General features: G+C 53.6%; 17 protein-coding genes. 4 read left to right on the top strand and 13 right to left on the bottom strand.

Translation table 11 applies throughout. The features are described from left to right. Nucleotides 1-138: 138 nt before the first annotated feature. Nucleotides 139-669, top strand: coding sequence for an acyl-CoA thioesterase (locus LX66_RS27760; protein WP_145719615.1), 531 nt, complete (start codon nt 139-141; stop codon nt 667-669). Between the two features lie 80 nt (nt 670-749). On the opposite strand, the gene LX66_RS27755 is transcribed toward LX66_RS27760, so the two are convergent. The 5 genes from LX66_RS27755 to LX66_RS27735 all read right to left on the bottom strand — a co-directional run bounded on the left by LX66_RS27755 (nt 750) and on the right by LX66_RS27735 (nt 6734). Further along, nucleotides 750-1415, bottom strand: a complete 666-nt coding sequence (locus LX66_RS27755; protein WP_145719613.1) for an HD domain-containing protein — start codon at nt 1413-1415, stop codon at nt 750-752. Between the two features lie 726 nt (nt 1416-2141). Beyond that, nucleotides 2142-2732: a precorrin-2 dehydrogenase/sirohydrochlorin ferrochelatase family protein gene (locus LX66_RS27750; protein ID WP_145719611.1), complete on the bottom strand. Its 591-nt coding sequence runs from the start codon at nt 2730-2732 to the stop codon at nt 2142-2144. Continuing rightward, nucleotides 2732-3508, bottom strand: a complete 777-nt coding sequence (cobA, locus tag LX66_RS27745) for a uroporphyrinogen-III C-methyltransferase (protein WP_145719609.1) — start codon at nt 3506-3508, stop codon at nt 2732-2734. The genes LX66_RS27750 and cobA overlap by 1 nt, the downstream gene beginning before the upstream one ends. Nucleotides 3509-3555: 47 nt before the next feature. Next, a complete protein-coding gene (locus tag LX66_RS27740; protein WP_145719607.1) occupies nt 3556-5673 on the bottom strand; it encodes a HEPN domain-containing protein in 2118 nt (705 codons plus the stop codon). Between the two features lie 191 nt (nt 5674-5864). After that, on the bottom strand, nt 5865-6734 hold the full coding sequence (locus LX66_RS27735) for a methylated-DNA--[protein]-cysteine S-methyltransferase (RefSeq protein WP_211366603.1): 870 nt from the start codon (nt 6732-6734) through the stop codon (nt 5865-5867). Nucleotides 6735-6838: 104 nt separating this feature from the next. Between LX66_RS27735 and hxpB the strand changes: the two genes are divergently transcribed. Continuing rightward, entirely contained in the window at nt 6839-7495 is a 657-nt protein-coding gene (gene hxpB, locus LX66_RS27730; protein WP_145719604.1) for a hexitol phosphatase HxpB, read from the top strand. A gap of 9 nt (nt 7496-7504) precedes the next feature. On the opposite strand, the gene LX66_RS27725 is transcribed toward hxpB, so the two are convergent. From LX66_RS27725 to rpsA, 4 genes are all read right to left on the bottom strand, one after another. Next, nucleotides 7505-8119, bottom strand: coding sequence for a class I SAM-dependent methyltransferase (locus LX66_RS27725; protein ID WP_145719602.1), 615 nt, complete (start codon nt 8117-8119; stop codon nt 7505-7507). A 36-nt stretch (nt 8120-8155) separates the two neighbouring features. After that, nucleotides 8156-9568, bottom strand: coding sequence for an arabinose isomerase (locus LX66_RS27720; RefSeq protein WP_145719600.1), 1413 nt, complete (start codon nt 9566-9568; stop codon nt 8156-8158). 61 nt (nt 9569-9629) lie between these two features. Then, nucleotides 9630-12338, bottom strand: a complete 2709-nt coding sequence (locus tag LX66_RS27715; protein WP_145719598.1) for a family 78 glycoside hydrolase catalytic domain — start codon at nt 12336-12338, stop codon at nt 9630-9632. Nucleotides 12339-12470: 132 nt separating this feature from the next. Then, nucleotides 12471-14372, bottom strand: coding sequence for a 30S ribosomal protein S1 (rpsA, locus tag LX66_RS27710; protein WP_145719596.1), 1902 nt, complete (start codon nt 14370-14372; stop codon nt 12471-12473). A gap of 189 nt (nt 14373-14561) precedes the next feature. Between rpsA and LX66_RS27705 the strand changes: the two genes are divergently transcribed. Beyond that, entirely contained in the window at nt 14562-15449 is an 888-nt protein-coding gene (locus LX66_RS27705; protein WP_145719594.1) for a rhomboid family intramembrane serine protease, read from the top strand. A 102-nt stretch (nt 15450-15551) separates the two neighbouring features. Beyond that, the gene (locus LX66_RS27700; protein ID WP_145719592.1) at nt 15552-16766 is read left to right on the top strand and encodes a 4-hydroxy-3-methylbut-2-enyl diphosphate reductase; all 1215 of its coding nucleotides are present in this window, start codon (nt 15552-15554) and stop codon (nt 16764-16766) included. A gap of 261 nt (nt 16767-17027) precedes the next feature. On the opposite strand, the gene LX66_RS27695 is transcribed toward LX66_RS27700, so the two are convergent. The 4 genes from LX66_RS27695 to LX66_RS27680 form a co-directional block, all read right to left on the bottom strand. After that, nucleotides 17028-17795 (bottom strand): LytR/AlgR family response regulator transcription factor, encoded by a 768-nt coding sequence (locus LX66_RS27695; RefSeq protein WP_145719590.1) that lies wholly within the window; start codon nt 17793-17795, stop codon nt 17028-17030. 37 nt (nt 17796-17832) lie between these two features. Continuing rightward, nucleotides 17833-19752, bottom strand: coding sequence for a tetratricopeptide repeat protein (locus LX66_RS27690; RefSeq protein ID WP_158642786.1), 1920 nt, complete (start codon nt 19750-19752; stop codon nt 17833-17835). A gap of 544 nt (nt 19753-20296) precedes the next feature. Further along, nucleotides 20297-20992 (bottom strand): (d)CMP kinase, encoded by a 696-nt coding sequence (cmk, locus tag LX66_RS27685; RefSeq protein WP_170232435.1) that lies wholly within the window; start codon nt 20990-20992, stop codon nt 20297-20299. Nucleotides 20993-21112: 120 nt separating this feature from the next. Next, the gene (locus tag LX66_RS27680; RefSeq protein WP_145719583.1) at nt 21113-22717 is read right to left on the bottom strand and encodes a T9SS type A sorting domain-containing protein; all 1605 of its coding nucleotides are present in this window, start codon (nt 22715-22717) and stop codon (nt 21113-21115) included. Nucleotides 22718-22723: the final 6 nt, after the last annotated feature.

Genomic DNA, 22723 nt, shown 5'->3' with positions numbered 1-22723 from the left:
GGTCAGGCAAAGTTAACACAAAATTTTTACCATCCTGCACACAGGGGCCGATTACCCGGATTAATTATCCAGATAATGTGAATTACCCCCCGGATTTTGGTATGTTTGCGCCCGGAAATTTATTATATTTTAGCGTATATGACCTTGACGCCTAAACATGCCCAGGACTCTTTGATACGGATGACAGAGCTGGTATTGCCCAATGACACCAATACTTTCGGCAACCTGATGGGCGGCCGGCTGATGTACTGGATGGATATTGCCGCCGCCCTGGCCTGTATGAAGCATTGCAGCGCCCCGGTAGTAACGGCGTCTGTGGACAATATTTCCTTTGAAACGCCTATCCGGCTGGGCAATGTGGTGCATATTGAGGCCCAGGTGAGCCGCGCCTTCACCACTTCCATGGAGGTGCACATGCGCGTGTGGGGCGAAGACCCGGTGCAGCAGTACCGCTATAAATCCAACGAGGCCTTTATGACCTTTGTGGCGCTGGACCCCAACGGCAAGTCCCGGGCCGTACCGCCCGTGATCCCGGATACGGAAGAAGAAAAAAAGTTATATGACGGCGCGCTGAGACGGCGGCAGTTACGCCTGATCCTGGGCGGCAAAATGAGACCGGAAGAGGCCGGCGAGCTGCGGGCGCTGTTCTTTGAAAATGTAAAATCTTAAATGTAAAATTTCAAATGTAAAAGTTGGCGAATCCTTTCCTTTTACATTTATCATTTAAAATTCTGCATTTTACATTCTAACTACACCCTCCCCTCCCATTCTGCATAGAACTGTTTCAGGAACTGCTCCATGAACTGGTGGCGCTCTTCTGCCATGGCTTTGGCGGTGGGGGTGTTCATACGATCCTTCAGCAGCAGCAGCTTTTCGTAAAAATGGTTAATGGTAGGCCCCATGCTTTGCTTGTATTGCTCTTTGGTCATCTGCAGGTTGGGGCTGACAGCAGGGTCGTAAATGGGACGGTTTTTAAACCCGCCGTAATTGAAAGTGCGGGCAATGCCAATGGCGCCCAGCGCGTCCAGGCGGTCGGCATCCTGCACGACGGCCAGCTCCGGCGAGTGGAACTCCTGCCGGTGATTGCCGCCTTTAAAGGAAATGTGCTGAATAATATTTACAACGTGCTGCACCACGGGCTCCGGGGTATCTATCTGCAGCAAAAAACGGCGTGCTTTTTCAGGACCAACGGTTTCATCTCCGTTATGGAACTTGGAGTCTGCAATATCATGTAAAAGGGCGCCCAGCTCTACCACCAGCATATCCACCTGCTCCATGGCCCCGATATGGCGGGCCAGTTGCCATACCCGCTGTATATGCCACCAGTCGTGGCCGCCTTCTGCGTGGGTCAACTCCCTTTTTACATAGGTAACAGTCCTTTCAATGAAATGTGTCTTTAATGTTGTTTCATCCATATTCAGTTACAAATATAAGCGATCCGGGCCGCAATATAATAACAGCGAACACCTTTACCGGGGCCCCTTTCGGGCCCGGTAGAAGGTAAACTATAGGGAAGCGGGAATCTCGACGTTGGTTGATAAAGAGGTGGGGTGATAAATTGGCGCGGCATAAGGCGGGGGTAGGCCTCAAGGTCAAGATCTTTACATGGCCTTAGCTGCCCTGGTGCCCAGTAGCCCCCCGCCTATAACCGCTACTTTCTTTATGCTATATATAAGAACTGTAATCTGGTTAAAGGGAGCAGCACCGGTGCTACCGTCAGGCAATCATGTGATAGTGCTGCTCCCTTTTGGATGGTTTTATGACTTTTCTAGTTGGTTCTTCTCCAAAGACAGCGATATATTAAAATAATCTTAATCTAACTAAAACTGGCATTAAGATCGTCTGCTGATGTCACTTCCTCATTTACTGACATAAAATTAAGGAAATTTCTCCTTATTTTTTTAATTTCTCGATGAATTTATAAATATATTTTTATTTATAATATGAATGAAACAAAGCGTAAAATATGGTTATCTAATTGGATAACAATCATTTACGTAAAAATCATTACTAAACAGTGGAATGGAAGGGATGAACAAACTATTACATCTCAATAATTATAATATATCTTAAGCGGGATATGGATTACCAAGACGGCATACACTCGCCGGATTGGTGAATAAAAGTAAGAAGCGGGGGATCTATTGTTCCGTTTTGTCCTTTACCAGCACTTCGGTAAGCTTGTTAAGCTGCTTTACCTTCTCGGCAAAATCGCCTTTAAGCTGGTCGCGGATGGCCTGGAGCTTATGCAGTACTTCGTCCAGGGTGTCAGGCAGGGCTTCCTGCAATACCTCTTTGAGGCGTTTGGCAATGGTGGGGGATTTGCCGTTAGTGGAAATAGCGAGCTTGAGGTTACCTTTCTGAACAATGGAGCCCAGGTAAAAGTCGCACAGCTCCGGGGTATCGGCCACATTGATCAGCACCTTGCTGCATTTGGCCTTTTCCCATACCGTCCTGTTCAGCTCGCGGTCGTTGGTGGCGGCCACTACCAGGTCTTTTCCCAGCAGGTCGCCGCAGGAGAACTCCTTCTGCACCAGCGTTACCGTGGTATGCTGCGCAGCCAGCGCTTCCAGCTCCGGCAGAAACCAGGTAGCCACCACCGTGATGCCGGCATCCGGGCTGTTCTGCAACATAGCGCTCACCTTTTCGTGGCCTATGTTGCCCCCGCCCACTACCAGCACCTGCAAACGGTTGAGTTTGAAGAATACGGGGAATAAATGATTTTGCTCCATTATACCGCTAATTTAAGCTCGCTGGCCAGCTTTTCCTGCATGGCCTGGAACGCTTCATGGAAGCGCACCACCTCTCCCACCACGATAATGGCGGGATTGCGCAGCTCATGCTTTTCCGCTATCTGCACCAGCTCCCCGGCCGTGCCCACGCCTAATTTCTGGTTGGGCAGCGTACCGTTCTGGATAATGGCGGCCGGCATGTCGCCTTTGCCCTGCGCGGTGAATATGGCAGCTATTTCTGCCAGTTTGCTCATCCCCATCAGTATCACCAGTGTGGTGTTGGCCTGGATGGCAAACTCCAGGTCGCGGGACAAGCTCCCACTTTGCGTGGTACCGGTTATGACCCAAAAGCCTTCGCTGATATTGCGGGCGGTAACGGGTATTTTGTTGAAGCCGGGCACTGCCACGGCGCTCGACACACCCGGTATCACCTCGGTTTCAATGCCGAACTGTTGTGCAAAGGTAATTTCTTCCTGGCCACGCCCAAAAACAAATGAGTCGCCGCCTTTAAGCCGTACCACACTGCCATAGGTGAGCGCATACTTCACGATCATGCGGTTGATCTCCTCCTGCGCATATACATGCATGCCGGCACGCTTGCCCACAAAGCGCTTCAGGCAGTTGGCCGGGGCATGGCCCAGCAGTTCGTTGTTGGAAAGAGCGTCGTATAATATCACCCTCGCCTGCTGGATAGCCTTCAGCCCTTTTACGGTGATCAGCTCGGGATCACCGGGGCCAGCGCCTACCAGTGTCAATTTCGGAGTTATGTTCTGCATAATGATCTTCGCGTTTAAAAATGAGTGGTCGTTCACAATTCACGTTCTCAGGCCTGTTCCTGCGCGGGGGCTGCTACCGCCTGCCGGTATTCCTGCGCCTGGCTGTAGAATGCTGCAGCCTGCCGGAAATATTGTTTGGCAAAGCTCTCCGTAGGCTCGTGCTCGTTAATCTGCATCACGGTGGCCTTGAAACCGCCGTCTACAACCAGCTTACCGGCAGCTACAAAGTGCTTATCAAAATCATTGATGATCCCATGCTGGGTATTGCAGCTCACGCCCTCGCTTAGCAGCAAGGCTTTGGCGCCCTGTACAAAAGCGGAGTAGGCATGATAGATACCGTCTGCGTACTGCGCATTGGCCAGCGCTTCCTCGCTCCAGGCCAGCTTTTCCTCAGCTTCAAACAGCAGGGTGGCTACCAGGTCTATCACTACGCCGGCGCATTCGCCCACGCCGATAGCGGTGGCAAATTTTTCCTGCTGTCCCCAGTCCACAAAATCTTCATCCCGAAGGGTAGCCAGGTCTGTTAGCGGTTTCAGCAGGTCGTAGAAGTAGCGCTCTCCCTGCCGGTCGTAATAGTCATTGAACAATTCGCTCTCCTGCCCGTTGGTCTCGTAATCATGCAGCAAGGTGCGCAGCACATCCGGACCGCGCTTGCTGGGCACTTTGATCACCTTGTCCGCCACACGGCCCTCACCATTACCTACAATGCCGCCGCCCAGCAGCACCTGCAGGGCCGGCAGGGTTTTGCCGCTGCTCTTAAGGGAACTGCCATGGAAGCCGATGCTGGCAATGCCGTGCTGGCCGCAGGAGTTCATACAGCCGCTGATCTTTATCTTGATGTCTTTATTGTATACCAGGTCCGGGAACTCGTCGTGTATCACCTCCTCCAGCCGGGCCGCAATACCGGTGCTGCTGCTGATGCCCAGGTTACAGGTGTCTGTACCGGGACAGGCGGTGATGTCCGCAATGCTGTCAAAGCCCGCCTCTGCAAAACCGGCGGTTTCCAGCACGCTGTACACGTAAGGCAGGTGCGCCGGCAGGATGTATTTCAGGAGCAGGCCCTGGTTGGCGGTTACCCGCACATCATCCGCTATCACCGGCCGCAGCGCATCAATGAGCTGGCGGGAAATGGCGGTGCTGATGTTGCCCAGCGGCACCCGTACATAGGCGGCATAATAGCTGTCCTGTTTCTGGCGGAAAATGTTGGTGGTTTTCCAGGCCTCGTATTTCTTCGGGTCTTTGATGCTGAAGGCGGGCAGTACAGGGTCAGGGGCAGGCAGGACCACCGGCTCCTCCGTTCTCTCCACCACAAAATTCTTGGATTTCAGCGCCTTGTGCTCTTCCTTTACCAGTCTTTCAAACTCTTCAAAACCTATTTTCTGTATCAGGAACTTGAGGCGCGCCTTGTGACGGCTGGCCCTTTCGCCATGGCGGTCAAATACGCGCAGCACGTTCTCTATGTAGGGAATCAGTTGATCTTCCTCCAGGAACTCGAAAGCCGTATGGGCCAGGTAGGGCTGCGCGCCCAGACCGCCGCCCACCATTACTTTAAAACCGCGCACGGTCTTGCCGTCCACCTGGCGGATCTTGGGGATCACGCCGATGTCATGCATGAAAGCCCAGGCCGTATCCCGGTCGCTGGAAGAGAAGGCGATCTTGAACTTGCGGCCCATGTCCTGGCAAATAGGATTGCGCAGGAAATAGCGGAAAGCAGCATCTGCATAAGGCGTTACGTCAAACGGCTCATCCGGATCGATGCCTGCCTTGTCAGAAGCGGTGATATTGCGTACCGTGTTGCCGCAGGCCTCACGGATGGTAATGTCGTCTTTGTCCAGCTTAGCCCACAGCTCCGGTGTTTTTTCCAGGCTCACGTAGTGTATCTGTATATCCTGGCGGGTGGTGAGATGCAGGTTGCCGGTGGAGTATTCGTCGGACACATCCGAGATACGTTTCCACTGCTGCAGGGTCATTTTACCATAGGGCAGCTTGATACGGATCATCTGCACGCCGGGCTGGCGCTGTCCGTAAATACCCCTGGCCAGGCGCAGGCTGCGGAATTTTTCCTCGGGGATCTTCCCTTCCCGGAACTGCAGTATCTTTTTATCCAGCTCGATGATATCTTTTTCTACAACAGGATTTTCCAGTTCTGTTCTGAAGCTTTGCATGCTAATCTGTTTATGGTGAACAACCTATATTCCTATAGTTTTAGTAGACTATACAAAGATATAGAGACAGGGTAGCATTTCAAAACTTTTTTCCGGGAAAGTGATAACAATTGTTTATGCACTATAACTGGTGGTTATAGTGAATTAGTAATTAAAAATTAATAATTAATAATCGTGGGGCCGGTGTTGCGTTAATTATTAATCATTAATTCTTCATTATTAATTCTCCGGGCGGCCTCCCAGCCGATAATAGCCTTCTTGCGCACGGCTCCCCAGTGGTATTCGCCGGGTATGCCTTCCTGGCGGATGATGCGGTGGCAGGGGATCAGCCAGGCCACGGGGTTTTGTCCTATTGCCGAGCCTACGGCCCGGGCGGCATTGGGCTGCCCTATGCTGCGCGCTATCTGCCGGTAGGTGGTAAGGGCGCCGGGCGGTATCTGCAGCAGGGCCTGCCAAACCTTTACCTGGAAATTGGTGCCCTGCACCAGCAGATGCACTTTGCCGGCGGGCAGGTTGCCTTCCGGGAAAATGCGCTGCACATAAGCAGCCGTGGCTTCCGCACCGGGCACAATGGCGGCAAAGGCCCAGCGCTCCCTGAATTCCCGTAGCGCCGCCTCTTCCGTGCCGGCTTCCACGAAGCTCAGCCCGCAAATGCCGCGGGGCGTTACCGCGATAAAACATTTGCCGAAAGGCGTATCATGGTAGCCATACTGTATGGTGAGGCCGGCCCCGGCATTGCGGAACTCATTGGGGGTAACAGCCTCTATGTTCACAAACAGGTCATATACCCTCGACTGGCTGGACAGCCCCGCCCATTCCGCCGCTTCTATCAGGTTGGCGGACTCCTGCAGCCGGCCTTTCAGGTAGGCCGTGGTGAGGTATTGCAGGAAGCGCTTGGGGCTTACGCCTGCCCAGGCGGTAAACAGCCGCTGGAAATGGAAAGGGCTCAGGTGCACCTGCGCCGCCACTTCGTCCAGGTCCGGCTGCTCCGTAAAATGTTCAGAGAGGTAGCCGATGGCGGTGGCAATGCGCTCGTAGTTCATTTTGTCTTGTGTTTCCATTGTATTGCAATTGTATACCACAAAAGTAGGCTGGTTTTGAAGGCGGCTCAACCCGGAAGTTGCGGTTTAAATGTGCTATCTTTGCGGCGCAAAATGCACAATTTATGATCAATACGGTGATTTTTGACATGGACGGCTTACTGATTGATTCTGAGCCACTTTGGGGTATCGCTATGCGGGAAGTGTTTGCTACGGTGGGGGTCACCCTTACCACGGAGCTGACCGCCCATACCACCGGGTTGCGCACCGTAGAAGTAGTGGATTACTGGCATGATCACTTCAAATGGAACGGCAAAACGCGGGAACAGGTAGTGACCGAGATCGTGGATGCCGTGACGGCCAAGATACGCGCCCAGGGCAAAGCGATGGATGGCCTGCATTATATACTGGACTATTTCCGGGGCAAGGACTTCAAAATAGGGCTGGCCTCCTCCTCCCCTATGAGCCTGATCACTTCGGCGCTGGAGCACCTGGACATTACACCTTACTTCCATGCGGTCTATTCCGCGGAGTTTGAGCCCTATGGCAAGCCGCACCCCGCCGTATACCTGGCCTGCGCCAAAGCGCTGAACAGCAGCCCCCTCCACTGCCTGGCCTTCGAAGATTCCGTTACCGGCATGATCGCCGCCAAAGCCGCCCGTATGAAAACCGTGGTAGTACCGGAAGCGCATAAACGCAGTGACAAACGCTATGCGCTGGCCGACCTGCAACTGGATTCCCTGAAGGAGTTTGGCGATGCGCAACTGGCGCAGCTTACCTGATACCGGCCGCTATTCCTGCTGCTTCCTTTTAAAAAGACAGAATAAAAATTCCTGGCGGGTCTGGAATGGGGTTACATGCTCTTCCTTTATGCACCGGACCTTCTCAAAATAAGGCGACAATTGCTGTTCGAGGGATGCTTCGCTATACCGCTGGATGGGAAGCCCGCTGCATGTCTCCGGACCGTTCTCGGAAAAAGTGCCTATCACCAGGTAACCATTGACTGCCTGGCCGGCAACCTGCAGGTAGCGGGCTATCTGCGCAGGCGTGGTCAGGAAATGAAAGGTGGCCCGGTCATGCCATATATCATAGGTAGTATCCGGCTCAAACGCGGTGATATCGCTTACGATCCATTTTACCCGCTGCGCGCCCGGCCCCAGCCGCTGCTTCGTTTTTTCCAGGGCGTTAGCGGAAATATCCAGCACCGTAATATTTTCATATCCTTCATGGAGCAAAAAATCCACCAGCCTGCTTTCTCCCCCTCCAATATCAATAATGGACGCCGATTTCGGTAATTGCAGGCTTTGAATGAATTGCAGGGAGGTGGCCGGTGTATCCTGTGTCCAGCTTACTTCGTGGGACTGCTTGCGCTCATATATATTTTCCCAGTGATGGCGGTTATCCATTTTCTACAGTTAAGGTGGTAAAGTTAGGCATTCCTGCTAACACACCCTTACTACCTGTATATCCAGCAGCGCGCCCAGCTTTTCCAGCTTCCCGGCTATATGCCCCACGCCTATGGCGCAGTGATGGGCCGGGCCTTCCTTGCACCAATTGTTGACAAAGGTCTTTATATCCAGGGGGAAACGGTAACGGCTATTGGTATTCCCGATCTGCAGGATAGGGCCTTCTACGGAAGCGCCTTCGGCCACCAGCAGCTTCAGGCGGCCCTGCCCTGTTTCCACTACAGACAGCAGGGTCACGGGGCCGTGCTTCACTTTCATTTCCACCGATAATCCCCTGCCCGGCTTACCATGGTATACACCCAGGGGCTTCAGCAGGGTTTTGCCTTCTGCAATGGCCAGGTGACCGGGACCATCATGCCCCATCAATACAATATCATCATTAAAATCCAGGCCATAGAACTCCGTGAAGGAGCCGCCGGCGCCAAACAGGTCCATGATCTTCATGGCCTGCACATTCTTCACTTCATACTCGCCGGCCACCGGCACATGATTGGCCGTCAGCATGGAGTTGCCGGTAATAACGGAAGAGATCAGGTTCTCGTACTCCCCGCCGGGCGTACCTTCATAGTAATAGCAAAGGGAGCCCAGGCGGTGATGCGCCACCAGCTTGTCCAGCGCTACGGCGGTAACGGCGGCCCGGTCGATCTCCTCCGGGGGGCATTCGTCCAGCACCTGGAAGGAGGCGAAGATCTCTTCCCGCTTGCGCGTGGCTTCCCCGGGCAGCACCTGTTCCCGGAAAGCGGCCAGCTCGCACATTTCCAGGTGTTGGATATGGCCGCCAAAGGTGGCGGCCTGCAGGGTAAGGTCGGAATAAATGTCCAGCATCCCATTGTAGTAATGTCCCAGCACGCCCAGGCGGTTCTGCTGCATGCCGCGGGCTACGCTGGCCGCCGCTACCCACTCCCGGATCTCGGTCCAGGCTTCGGCATCGTCCAGCGTACCCGTTACCTGGAAGAACTGTATGCCGCTGCGGTTAAATACGTTGGCGATTTCCGGCACCGCGCAGGCCTGGCAGTTGGCCAGCCATTCGCCGGTCATCAGTCCCCGGTCGCCCAGGCTGTTGAACCAGTCATAGTCTATGGCCCTTACCGGCTGCAGGTTCAGGATCACTACCGGTACCTTTGCCTGCTGCACCACCGGCAATACCGTGGCGGATAACGCGTAGGTAGACACATACAGGAAGATCAGCGCCACATCTTCCTGTTTAAAGGCAGCGGCAGCAGCCCGTGCTTTTTCCACGGTATCCACCATGCCGGCATCCACCACGGTGAGGCCGGGTTGCTGCAACTGTTGCGCAATGGTTTGCTGGTAGCCTTCCAGCCTTGCCTTCAGGTCTTTGAACTGGCGCCAGTAGGTTTCCAGGCCGATTCCGAATAAACCAACTTTCATGCGGAAAGAATTAATAATGAACAATTAATAATTAATAATACCTGCGTTGTACCTGCAACCCTCAGGGCAATGCGGCGGTAAAATGATGATTGCCGGAGCCTGCAACCGTTGCCTTTTTATTGCCCGGCAGCAGGATGCGGGCCCGGGTATTGGGCGGCACGGTTACATCCAGTGAAAAACGATGGCCCTCCCGCTTCCACTCCACCTGCACATGGCCGTGCAGGGTGGTAAAGCCGGCCTTTACCCAGTTAATACCGTCTACCGGCTGCGGAGCTATTTCCAGCATGGAAAAACCGGTGCTGCCGGCCGCCTGGCGGATACCGGCCAGCCCGTTGTAAAACCATTCCATGAGATGCCCCAGCATCATGTGGTTGTTGGATACCAGGCGCAGGGCCGGCCAGGATTCGGTAAGCGCGGTGGCGCCATGCTTTAGTTGAAAAGCGTAGCCGGGCACATTATCCCGGTTGTTCATATCATAAAGCAGTTGAGACTGCCCGTAGTTGCTCAGCACATTCACCAGGTAATGGTAGCCAATATCGCCGGCGGTCAGCGCATAGTTATTGCTGCGAATAGAGTCCGCCAGGTTGCGGATCACCTTTTCCCGGTAACGCGGCTCCACCAGGCCGGTATACACCGGCATGGCCATAGCGGTCTGGCTGCCGGTAGCATATACGCCGGTAGCGGCGTTGAAGAACTTGTTGTTGAACGCGTGGCGGATACTGTCCGCCAACAGCCGGTAGCGGCGGGCCTCCGCCTCCCGGCCCAGCACCCGGGCTATACCGGCCAGCACATCCGCATCCTGGAAATAAATAGCCGTAGCCGTTAGCGACACCGGCGTAAGCTGCGCAAAACCGGGACGCTCCGGCCCCATGTCATACCAGTCGCCCAGGCCATAGTCCAGTATATGCCCATGAGCGCGGCTACCCAGGTATTGGAGATAGCGCTGCATCATGGGATATGCTCTTTCCAGCACCTGCCGGTCGCCGTACCAGGTATAGAGGAACCAGGGTATCTGGATGGCGGCGCTGCCCCACTCCGGCGAGTCGCGGAAGCCATCCTCAAACACCACGTATTCAGGCGCTATGTCCGGCACCAGCCCGTTGGGCAACTGGGCGGCCATCATATCATTCACCGTTTTATTATAGAGATGCAGGATATCATAGTTGTAGCCCACGCAAGCCCGGAGCAGGTAGGTCTGCTCCAGCCAGCCCAGCTTTTCGCGGTGGGGGCAATCCGTGGATACGCTGGCCAGGTTACTGCGGATGGCCCAGTCAATCAGCCTGAATATGCGGTTAAAGAGCGTATCGGAGCACTGGAAATGCCCTACGGTGGGCGCGCTGTTACGTGTATGCAGGAACGTGATATCCTGTAACTGTACACTGTCGGCCGCCGTGGCGGTACCGGCGGGCGCCGCCCCTTCCACCATGGCATAACGCAAACCATAGTAAGTAAAACGCGGCGTCCATTCTTCCACGCCCTCACCCTTTAGCGTATACGAAAAATAGTAGGGCGAGCCGCTGGCCTTCTGGTAAGGCAGCCCTTCATCATCCACCAGCTCGGCGGGCGTAATGCGCACCACACTCCCTTTCCTGCCTTTTACCTTTATGCGGATGATGCCGGAAGCGTTCTGCCCAAAGTCTGCCACATACCTGCCCGGCTGCGGGGTAGCGGCGCTTTTCACGGCAAAAGTGTCCATTACGCGCAGGGGGTAGGCCATCTGCGCCTGCATGGCGCCGCCCGGGCCTTTTACCGTAACGGCAGGCTGCCAGCGGGCGTCGTCAAAGCCGGGGCGGCACCAGCCGTCCTGCTCCAGCGTAGCATCGTAGTCCTCTCCTCCGTAAATGCTGGTGAACACGACGGGCGATGGCGCGGCCTTCCAGTTTTTGTCCGTTACGATCTCCTCTGCCGAGCCGTCCGTGTAGCGGATCACCAGCTTCAGGCGCAGCATGGGGTAACCCTGTGCAATCACCAGCTTGCGGTAGCGCTCCCGGTTGATGTTAAAGAAGCCGTTACCTACTATAGCGCCGATGGCATTGTCCTGCTGCAATTGCTGTGTGACATCATAAGTATTATACAGGCAGGTCTTGTTATAATTCGTCCAGCCGGGAGCCAGGAAATCGTTGCCCACCTGCTGCCCGTTCAGGTACAATTCGTACTGCCCCAGCCCGCATACAAACACCAGCGCCTGCTGCACGGGTTTCTGCACCCGGAAGGACCGGCGCAGGTAAGGCACCACAGTGCGCTGCCGTCCTTTGCTACCCAGCTTATTGCCGCTGCCGTGCACACCCGGGTAGATGCGCATGCTGTCCGGCATTGCTGCATAACCGATCCACTTTGCTGCGGCCCACTCCTCCGGGTGCAGGATGCCGGTGGTGAAAGCGGCGGTACCTGTTGCGGCAGGCCCGCCCTTGCTGGTCCATACCTCCACTTTCCAGTAACAGGTGGCGGCGCTTTGCAGGGGACGGCCCTGGTAGGGCACAAAGGTGCTGCGGGCAGCGGGTATTTTGCCGGAGTCCCAAAGGTCGGGCCGGCCGTTCAGTAACTGCGGCGCGGAGGCTACCCGCACGCGGTAATGGGTTTGCATTACATGCTTGTCTGCCGACTGCAATTGCCAGCTAAAAACGGGTTGGGCCGCGGCTATGCCCAGGGGATGTACTTTTGATTCACAACGCAGGTCCTGCAGGGTGACAGCGGGCCGGGACTGGGCGCCGGCCTGGAGCCAAAGCAGGCACAGAACAAAAGCAACGTGGAAATAAAGTCTTTGTACCATGCTGTCATTAAAGGATTCGTGGAATATAGGCTGTTTTTGCGACAGGAGTATCCTATGCTATCTGCCGGGAGGGCACAAAAAAATCCCCCGGCGGGCGCCGGGGGATCGTATATGAGCGGTTAAGCATCGTCATTATTCGCCTTCTTTCTTCTCGCCGCCTTCGGATTGCTTCAGCTTCTCCCTCAGCTCGGCCAGTGCGCCCAGATCGCCCAGGGTAGCTTTTTCTACCTTGCTCTGGATGTTCTTCACTGCCTTGCGGGTCTTGTCGGCATCTGCTCTCTTTTCTTTGGCAACGGCTTCTTTCTCTTCAGCTTTTACGGCTTCCCAAACCCTGGTATGAGATACCAGTATACGTTTTTCGCTGCGGTCAAATTCAATGATCATGAATTCTTTCACATCTTCCACGTTGATGGGTTTCTCGTCTTCCGTTCTCAGGTGACGGGCGGGAGCGTAAGCTTCCAGGCCATACTGCAACTGTACGGTGGCGCCTTTTTCGTCTTTCTTCACCACGGTACCTTCATGCAGGGAGCCGATGGGGAATACGGTTTCGAAGGTGTTCCACGGATCTTCCTCGATCTGTTTGTGGCCGAGGCTCAGCTTGCGGTTGTCCTTATCAATACCCAGTATCACTACTTCTATTTCGTTGCCTACTTTAGTGTATTCGCTGGGGTGGTTGAAGCGTTTGATCCAGCTCAGGTCGGAGATGTGGATCATACCGCCGATACCGGTTTCCAGCTCCACGAACACGCCATAAGGAGTGATGTTCTTCACGATGCCTTTGTGACGGCTGTCCAGCGGGAATTTGGTCTCGATAGTAGCCCAGGGATCTTCGGTGAGCTGTTTGATGGACAGGCTCATCTTACGCTCGTCTTTGCTCAGGGTTACCACCACTGCTTCGTACTCTTCGCCTAATTTGAAGAATTCCTTTGCATTGATGGGGGTAGAAGCCCAGGAGATCTCGGATACGTGCACCAGTCCTTCCACGCCGGGCAGAATTTCCAGGAATGCGCCGTAATCTTCGATGTTCACTACCTTGCCTTTCACTTTTGCACCTTCGGTGATGTGAGCGGGCAGGGTATCCCACGGATGCGGGGTGAGCTGCTTGTAGCCGAGGCTGATACGTTTCTTCTCGTCGTCGAAGTCCAATACCACCACGTTGATCTTCTGATCCATCTGGAGTATTTCGCTCGGGTGAGAGATACGTCCCCAACTGATATCGGTGATGTATAGCAAGCCATCGAGGCCGCCGAGGTCGATAAACGCGCCAAAATCGGTAATGTTCTTGATGGTACCTTCCAATACCTGGCCTTTTTCCAGCTTGGAAATGATATCCACCCTTTGCTGTTCGATATCGCTTTCGATCAGCGCTTTGTGGGAAACTACGGCATTCCGGATGGCTTCGTTCACCTTCACCACCTTGAATTCCATGGTTTTTCCAACGAACTGGTCGTAATCGGTAACGGGTTTCACATCGATCTGTGAACCGGGCAGGAAGGTTTCCATGCCGTACACGTCTACGATCAGGCCGCCTTTGGTTTTGCTGGTAACAATACCGGTTACCACTTCGCCGGTCTTGTACACTTCCACGATCCTTTCCCATGCACGTTGCTGGCGGGCCTGTTTGCGGCTCAGGTGCAGGTTACCATCGCGGTCTTCTTTTTCTACTACCAGCACTTCCACCTCATCGCCTACTTTCAGTCCCTGCAAGTCGCGGAACTCGTTGAGGGAGATCAGGCCGTCTGATTTGAAGCCAATGTTGATCACGGCGTCGGTCTTGGTAAGACCCACGATCGTACCGTTGATCAGGCCATTTTCTTCGATCACTTTAAAAGTGCTGTCGTACGTTTGGTCGTACTTCGCTTTTTCTTCCGCATTGTAGGAAGATACGTTGCGTTTGTCTACGCTCCAGTCGAAATCATCGTGAGCGGTAGGGGCAACAGGAGCATTTGTTGTCGCTGTTTCCACCGGGGCAGTTGCTGCCTGGGGGGCCTGTTGTTCAGCGTTTTGTTCGTTAGTAATGTTGTTTTCTTCCAAAATTTGGTCCTCCTATTTGGTTTTAATTTTCCCGGGATTTAGCCCGGAACCCTTAACGGGAGGGCAAAGATACAAAAAAACACCGGAAATCCAGCAAAACAGGGAATTTTGACCGGAAAATACCGGGGGCCTTTCATCGTGAGCCGGAACCCTGTAAATTCGTTAAAATTTTAGTAGTAATTTTCAGGTATGAACGGGACCTCTTTTCAATCGGATATCCGCTACTGGCTTAGGCAAGGCAATACTGTGAACCACCTGCTTTTCTGGAACATCGCCATTTTCGTGGTGCTGGGCATCCTGCGGCTGATCGCCTATTTTGGCGGCACCAGCGGCGTACTGGGATTTATCCTGGACCAGGTAGTGCTGCACTCCAGCCCGGCTGTTTTTATTACCAAGCCCTGGGGCCTGTTCACCTACATGTTTGCGCACCTGAACATCTTTCATATTTTCTTTAACATGCTGAACCTGTACTGGTTCGGCAACCTGTTCCGCTCCTTCCTGGGCAACAAGCGGGTGCTGCCGCTGTACCTGCTGGGGGGTATTACCGGGGGCCTGCTGTATATACTGACCTTTAACCTGCTGTACCCCTCCGTGCTGGACACCACCATGCTGGGCGCTTCTGCCTCCGTGATGTGCCTGCTGCTGGCCTGCGCCACCCTGATGCCCAATTATGAAATAGGGTTGCTGCTGCTGGGCAGCGTAAAGCTGAAATGGCTGGCCCTGGCCATCATTATCCTGGACCTGATCTCCATTCCCTCCGGCAACCTGGGCGGTATTATAGCCCACCTGGGCGGGGCTGCCCTGGGATTTGTATATATCAAGATCCTGCAGAACGGTACGGACCTCTGCCAGCCGCTGATCTGGCTGTTTGGCTCCCTGTCCGGCGCCGCTGCGTCCAAACCCAAGCCCAAACGCGCTTTCAAGCCTAAAAAATCCCCGCTGAAAGTGGTGAAAAAGCAGCCGGAGGAAAACAAGCAACTGAAGCTGGACCAGCTACTGGACAAGATCAACGAAAAAGGGCTGGGCAGCCTGAGCCCGGAAGAAAAGGCCTGGCTGGACAAGCATAGCCAGGATTGAGGAAAATGAGGGGGGAAGGATGAAGCCGGAAGACTGAAGGGTGGATTGCAGTGGCAATGCTTACCTTTGCAGCGAGGCCATAAAAACACAACTATTTAACGAATGAAGACATTTAACGTTCCCATTATTTACCGCAGCCCCCTGATCACCGCTATCAAGAACCGGCGCCGGCAGGAGGACCGGATGAAGAAAGATTTTAAGCCCACGCTGCTGGATTTTGGGGCGTTAAAGATACTGCTGGCCCGGCATTTCGGGTTTTGCTACGGAGTGGAGAACGCTATCGAGATCGCTTTCAAGACCGTGGAGGAAAACCCCGGCAAGCGTATTTTCCTGCTGAGCGAAATGATTCATAACCCGCATGTGAACAGCGACCTCCTGGAAAAAGGCGTGCAATTCATTATGGACACCAGCGGACAGCAACTGGTTCCCTGGGATACCCTGCAACCGGATGATATTGTGATCATACCCGCCTTTGGCACCACCCTGGAAATAGAGGCCCGGCTGTCCGAACTGGGCATATCCCCCCTGCAATACAATACCACCTGCCCCTTTGTGGAGCGGGTATGGAATAAGGCAGAGCAGATCGGCCAGAAAAACTATACCGTGATCGTGCATGGCAAACCGGGGCATGAAGAAACCCGGGCCACGTTTTCGCACAGCCGGCACAATACGCCGACCGTGGTGGTAAAGGACATGAGCGAGGCCCGGCTGCTGGGCGAGTTCATTACCGGGCAACGGGCCGCGGCTGAATTCCCGGCCCTGTTCAAAGGACAATATTCTCCCGGCTTTGATGTTACAAAGGACCTGCAACGGGTGGGCGTGGTGAACCAGACCACCATGCTGGCTACGGAAACCCAGGCCATCGCCGATTATATCCGCGGCGTGATCATGGACCGGTACCAGCTCACGGAAGCCGATGTATCCGAAAGGTTTGCCGACACCCGCGATACCCTCTGCTATGCCACCAATGACAACCAGAGCGCGGTGAACGGCCTGCTGCAGGAACCCGGCGACCTGGCCATTGTAGTGGGCGGCTACAACAGCTCCAATACCTCGCACCTGGTGGAGCTGTGCGAAGAAAAACTGCCTACCTACTTCATTTCCTCGGAAGAAAAGATACTTTCCCGCGACGAGATACTCCACTGGGACTTTCATCACAAACAGGAGCTGCACAGCCACCATTTCCTGCCGGACCAGGCGCCGGTCACCATCCTGCTGACCAGCGGCGCATCCTGCCCGGACGCACTGGTGGAAGGCGTGATCCGCAAGCTGGCGGGATTCTACGGCGTTAATATAGATGAAGCGGCCATGAGCTAATGAGAGATAAACACCAGGCTGAAGAAATTGACATCGGTTGCACCGATACGCATTAAAAAAGACACCTCGCGGTGCCTTTTTTCTTTGGGGCTACTCAATGCTAGTAATGCAGAGAAAAAAGATGTATATCGCTATTGACGTTATTTACAAGCAGTTATCTGATATCAAAAGTACCGGTTCTGCCACATGCATGCAACCGGCATTTATTATCCGGCAGGGAATTCCCAATAAGTGGCGTAAAAACGGATAAATCCGGTACGTTCAGAATTGCATGGCCCTCTTCAGGAATTCCGCCTTTCTCCGGCGCGATACTTCCACCTGCGTTCCGTCCGTCATCAGGGCAAAGCCTCCTTCTCCCTGTATATACGATTGCATTTGCTGCAGGTTGATCAGGTGGGAATTATGCACACGGAAAAAGTCCATATCCGACAGCATCTCTTCAAATTCCTTCAAAGGCCGGGACACCAGCAGGTGTTTTTTATCTGTAAAGAATATCTTGGTGTAATTGCCGGTAGATTCGCAGCGCACGATGTTCTGCACGGGCATAAATACCAGGCCGTTGATGGTTGGCAACGCTATTTTGCGGTGCGTCTGGTTCAGCGTCTTCATATTGGCCAGGAACACCTCCAGCGGGGAGGCGGCGCTGCTGTCCTTCGGGCGGGCTGCACGCCGCTCGCGGCATTTCTGCACGGCTTCCTGCAGCTCCTGTATGCTGAAAGGCTTCAGGAGGTAATCCAGCGCGTTGAATTTAATGGCCCGCAGGGCATATTGTTCAAAGGCGGTGGTAAAGATCACGTCAAAGGGTATCCTGTCAAACTGCTTCAGCAGCTCAAAACCATTCTGATGAGGCATTTCCACGTCCAGGAACACGAGGTCCGGCTGCCACTCGTCTATGAGGCCCTTCGCTTCCCGTACACTGTTTACGCCGGCTATAACGTTCACTTCCGGGCATTTCTTCTGCAACATGGTCTTCAGGGCATCTATACAGTGCTGTTCATCATCCACAATGATCGCTTTGATTTCGCTCATACTGTGTTTAATTGTAGGTTAGAAGTATTGATCGCTGTTAAAAAATAAGCTCTACCGGTAAGGTTAGCACCACCTGCGTACCGGCAGGGTTACCGTTTTCGTCCTCGAGGTCTCTTATGATCACGCTTGTGTCCCGGCTGTTATTGATCTTGCGGATCAGGTTTATCCGCCCCTCGGTTACTTTCATTCCCATGGAACGGTGGGTCTCTCCTTTCTTCTCCTTTATTTCCATGGCCCGTTTGCGGCCTATCCCGTTGTCCGTTACCACGCACACCAGTGTGCGGCCCTTCAGCGACATGCTGATATCCAGCACGCCTTTGCCGGATTTATGCACCAGCCCGTGCCAGATGGCGTTCTCCACATACGGCTGAATGATCATGGGCGGTATCATCACCTCTTCGTCATGGATATCGTCTGCCACCCGGATGTGGTATTCAAACACATTGTTGCAGCGCAGTTGCTCCAGGTCCAGGTAAAGCCGCAGTGATTCCACCTCCTTGTTCAGCGAAATGAAGGTATACTGAGTATTGTCCAGTATCATCCGCATCAGCCGCGAAAACTTGGTGAGGTAGTCCGAGGCTTCCTCCTGGTTGTTGCTCCATATGAACCGGTGAATGGAGCTGAGCGAATTAAAGATAAAGTGCGGGTTCATCTGCGCGCGCAGCGAACGCAGCTCCAACTGCAGGGTATGCCGGTTGGCCTCCAGGTTACGGTGACGGATATAGAAAAACCCGCCTACGGCCAGCATCAGCAAAAAACCGGCGGTGGAGAACATGTATACGATGTTGCGCCTGGTACGCAGCTCGCCCAGTTCCTTATCATGCTCCAGCAGCCTGATCTGGTTATCTTTCCGGTCCACTTCATAGATAGCGCGGGTCTGGGCCAGCACCATGGCGGTGCTTTCATCCAGGATGCTGTCCTTATATGCCAGCGATTTATCCAGCGCATCCAGCGAGCGCCTGAAATCCCCGCTGGCCTTATAATCTGCGGACAGGGCCTTGTATCCTTCCATCAACATGTACCTGAAGCCCCAGTAAAGGCTGAGGTCTAAGGATTGCTGTATGTATTTGCGGGCCTCTTCATGTTTGCCCTGGCGGCTAAGCAACTTCCCGATATTCAGGTAGCTTTCCGCCATGTGCACCTTGTCGTCCACCTTATCATTCACTTCCAGTGCCTTCTGCAGGGCGTCCATGGCCCGGGTATAATCCTTTTTCTCCTGGTAAGCGGCGCCCAGCGAATTATAACATATAGCCATGCCCGTATTATTCTTCAATCGCTGATTCACCGCCAGGGACCGCTTGTAGAACTCAATGGCCAGGTCCGTTTTGCCCAGGCCCTGGTAGGCATAACCGATATTACCCAGGTTAATGGCCACCCCCAGGTCGTTGTTATTCTTTTCCTCCAGCGTCAATGCCTTGGTAAAATGGCCGATGGCGTCCGTGTATTTTTCCGTGGACAGCTCAATATTACCGATACTGTTGATAGCTACGCAGATGCTGCGTACATCGTTGGCCTTTTCAGCGGCGCGAAGGGCCCTGAAATGAAAGTCGAACGCCTTCTGCAACTGGTCCATGCGACGGTTGTCCACCCCGGCATTATTCAATGAGATGCTAATGAGCCGGTCATCCTTTGTTTCCTCTGCGAATTTGATGGCCTTTTCGTGGTAATCTGCCGCCAGTATGTATTGCGACTTGTTTCTTTTGGAGGTGCCTATTTCATTGTATACGTTCGCCAGTCCCCTTGCATATTTCAGCCGTTGCCCCAAAGTGATCGCCTCCTGGAAAAAGTCGTTCTCCTCTTTCCTGGCGTCAAAATAGTCTGCGGTCGCCCTCCCCTTTTCAATGAACCATTTTACTTTATTGGTATCATCCGGCAGCCGGGTGGCGGAGTCCAGCGTACGACGCACCAGCAGCGAGTCGTCCTGCCCCTGTGCACTTCCGATTGCCCGTAAGGTCAAAATAAATAAAAAACATACACCTTTGCTGAACATCAGTCAGGATGATAGAACTTTCACAATTTACAATAATTAATAATTAAGAATTAATAATTAATAATCGTAATGCCTGTGTTTCAAAGAAACATAAACGCTAGGGTATTGTTAATTCTTAATTATTCATTATTAATTAAAAAAGCGAAAGGGCGAAAGAATTCGCCCCTTCTTCCTATTAACCGAATACACCTACTGAAAACATGAAATAAGACCGGTAAACCAATCCTATTCCACATTAAGTTTATGAACGCCGTCCTGGCAACCTGTCCGGCGTTATGTTTTATATACAAATGCTCTATACGGTTAATAGTATTCTACCATGCTCCACACAGGCAAGCACTTATGGCGCTGCCAATAAGACCAAGCATAGTTTTTACATATGGATAAGGTGGAAAAAAAATTATAATGCAGGAAATTCTAAGGATGTGGCAAATTATTTCTGAGGTTTCCGCAGGTTCACGGATTCAAAACAAATGTATAAAACCTTTCTCTAAAACGGAAATATATTATTTCAGGAGGACTGCACCAGCAACACATCGTCTACCCACTGGAGGGCGAGCCTGAGCTGGTCGTCCATACTTAATTCACTGTTATCCAATATGATAGCATCCTCTGCTTTGCGCAGGGGACTGATCTCGCGGTTGGAATCAATGAAATCCCGCAGCTCCAGGTTCTCTTTTACTTCCTGGATGGTAATATTCTTGTTCCGGGCGTACAGCTCCTTGAACCGGCGCTCCACCCGTACGGCGGTATCGGCGGTCATGAATATTTTCAGTTCTGCATGGGGAAAAACAGTGGTGCCAATATCGCGCCCGTCCATCACGATGCCCTTCCGCTCTCCCATTTGCTGCTGCCGGGCCACGGCAAACTCCCGCACTTCGCGGATAGCGGCTACCTCGCTTACCTTGTCCGCCACCAGCATGTCACGGATCGGCAGCTCTACATTTTCCCCGTTCAGGTAAATGTCAGACTGCGTTTTATCTGCATTTGGCACAAACTCCAGGTGAATGTCGGCCAGGGCGGCCTTTACAGCCGCAACGTCTGTCCAGTCCACGCGGTTTTGCAGGAAGTACAGGGTAATAGCCCGGTACATGGCTCCGCTGTCAATATACACGTAATCCAGCTCCCGGGCCAGTTGTTTCGCCAGGGTGCTCTTTCCGCAGGAAGAGTAGCCGTCTATCGTGATAATGATCTTCTTCAAAGCCATGTTATTTACACAAAAGTAAAAAATAAAAAAGAAAAAATTAAAACGCAGGTGATTGCGGTGTTGCATAATAAAGGCAGCGCTTTCCTGCGAAAGCCTGCCTTCATTTTTTTATTTTTTACTTTATTGTTGTCCGAGCACTACTACCTTATACCGGTAAGCTACTACCTGCGTAGCCTTGTGATACAGCACCAGGAAATAAACGCCGGCGGGCAGCTCCCTTACCTGTACATCGCCTTCCACCTGCACCTCGTAGCGGCGCAGCTCCTGCCCCCAGGTGTTCAGCAACTGCAGCACCATAGGTGTGCGGATGCCGCGGATGCCCACTTTGAACTGCCCCAGGTTGGGATTCGGGTATACGTCCACCTGGATGAGGGGCGGCACGGCCTTGATGCCGGTATACGCTACCTGCCCGCTGTAGGACACCGCTTTTATGCGGTAGTAGGTCCAGCCGTCGTAGCTGTTAGGATCGGGGAAAGTATAGTCCAGCCGGAAACTGCTGTTACCACCGGGCGCCTTGGTCGGTACGGTCGCGATCGTGGTAAAGCCGGTATCTTCTTCAAACCTGCGCTCAATTTCAAACCACCGGTTATTGACTTCCCTGCGGGTGGCCCATTCCAGGTGCACCTGGTTATATGCAACACGCCAGGCATCAAACAGCATGAAATCTGCCGGGGGCTGCAGCACAGGCAGCACCACGGTTTTGGAGAAATACTCGTCCGGCCCCAGGGCGGCAAAGCGACGCAGGTGCATGGTAGCGGGCTCGCTCATCGCCTGGGTGGTGAGATTACCGTTCTGCGGCAGGAAAGGCAGCAGGGGCAGGTGGTCCCAGGCGCTGCCTGCATAGCGGTTTATGTAGCTGCTGTCGCGGTAAGTGGCATAAACGGGCATTTCCGTTGCATTCATATGCTGGAGGATCACGTCCGTTTGTGCGGCACCGGGCTGCTCATGACCGATATTCCATGTTTTGATGATGAAGCTATCCTGCATGGGGGCGCCGCTGGTGGCGTTCCGGTAGATGTTGTCAAACACGCGGGCCCTGAACCTGTCTGCGGCGCCGTGGTATTCAATGGCGGCGGGGGCATAGCTACCAGCGGCTGTACCGATGGGGAATACCACCCTGCCAGCCGCCGCCGTAAGCCCGGCGCGATAGAGGAAGCCGCCTGCCATAGTTGTTCCGGTCACTACAAAACGCTGATCGCTGTAACCGGTAATAGTGCCGGGGCCATTATGCCCTACCTGCAGGTTCCAGCCGTTCAGGTAAATGTGCCCCCTACTGAACTGCAGGGTATTGCGCACTTTGAGGTCGCTGAGGTCTTCCAGGAGCAGGCCGGCGGGATTGCTTAGCTCCAGGTTGGGGAAGCTGGCGCCGGCGCCGCCTGCAATGCTGTAGGCGCCAAATACGCGCTGCTGGCCTGTATTGCCGTATAATGTATTGTTGGAAGAAAAGCGGAACATGCCACCGGTACCGCTGCTGCCGTCGGCGCTTTCATCCGGCAGCGAAGCAGCGTTGCCGTTTGTCCAGCGCTGACCCAGGAAATACAGCAGGGCGTTAGGGCTGGAGCCCAGCATCCCGTCCTGTTGCATGTTGCCGAACAGGGCCACCGGGGCATTGCCGAATATCCAGGCCTGCCCGTCGGGAGGGATGTAGGTACCTTGCTGGGCAGACAGGCCATACGCCTGCAGTATGAGAATTAATATATAGATGAGCCGTTTCAGTGTCAACAATTTAAA

It is taken from the genome of Chitinophaga japonensis (genome assembly GCF_007830125.1).
GTDB lineage: Bacteria > Bacteroidota > Bacteroidia > Chitinophagales > Chitinophagaceae > Chitinophaga > Chitinophaga japonensis.
This window is presented reverse-complemented; position numbering and strand designations above follow the sequence as displayed.

Coding starts and splice junctions, on each gene's coding strand:
- LX66_RS27715 (WP_145719598.1), bottom strand. CDS start 12,338: ATGGTACAAAGACTTTATTTCCACGTTGCTTTTGTTCTGTGCCTGCTT.
- LX66_RS27725 (WP_145719602.1), bottom strand. CDS start 8,119: ATGGATAACCGCCATCACTGGGAAAATATATATGAGCGCAAGCAGTCC.
- LX66_RS27695 (WP_145719590.1), bottom strand. CDS start 17,795: ATGAGCGAAATCAAAGCGATCATTGTGGATGATGAACAGCACTGTATA.
- LX66_RS27700 (WP_145719592.1), top strand. CDS start 15,552: ATGAAGACATTTAACGTTCCCATTATTTACCGCAGCCCCCTGATCACC.
- cmk (WP_170232435.1), bottom strand. CDS start 20,992: ATGGCTTTGAAGAAGATCATTATCACGATAGACGGCTACTCTTCCTGC.
- cobA (WP_145719609.1), bottom strand. CDS start 3,508: ATGCAGAACATAACTCCGAAATTGACACTGGTAGGCGCTGGCCCCGGT.
- LX66_RS27750 (WP_145719611.1), bottom strand. CDS start 2,732: ATGGAGCAAAATCATTTATTCCCCGTATTCTTCAAACTCAACCGTTTG.
- hxpB (WP_145719604.1), top strand. CDS start 6,839: ATGATCAATACGGTGATTTTTGACATGGACGGCTTACTGATTGATTCT.
- LX66_RS27760 (WP_145719615.1), top strand. CDS start 139: ATGACCTTGACGCCTAAACATGCCCAGGACTCTTTGATACGGATGACA.
- LX66_RS27705 (WP_145719594.1), top strand. CDS start 14,562: ATGAACGGGACCTCTTTTCAATCGGATATCCGCTACTGGCTTAGGCAA.
- LX66_RS27755 (WP_145719613.1), bottom strand. CDS start 1,415: ATGGATGAAACAACATTAAAGACACATTTCATTGAAAGGACTGTTACC.
- LX66_RS27735 (WP_211366603.1), bottom strand. CDS start 6,734: ATGGAAACACAAGACAAAATGAACTACGAGCGCATTGCCACCGCCATC.
- LX66_RS27740 (WP_145719607.1), bottom strand. CDS start 5,673: ATGCAAAGCTTCAGAACAGAACTGGAAAATCCTGTTGTAGAAAAAGAT.
- LX66_RS27720 (WP_145719600.1), bottom strand. CDS start 9,568: ATGAAAGTTGGTTTATTCGGAATCGGCCTGGAAACCTACTGGCGCCAG.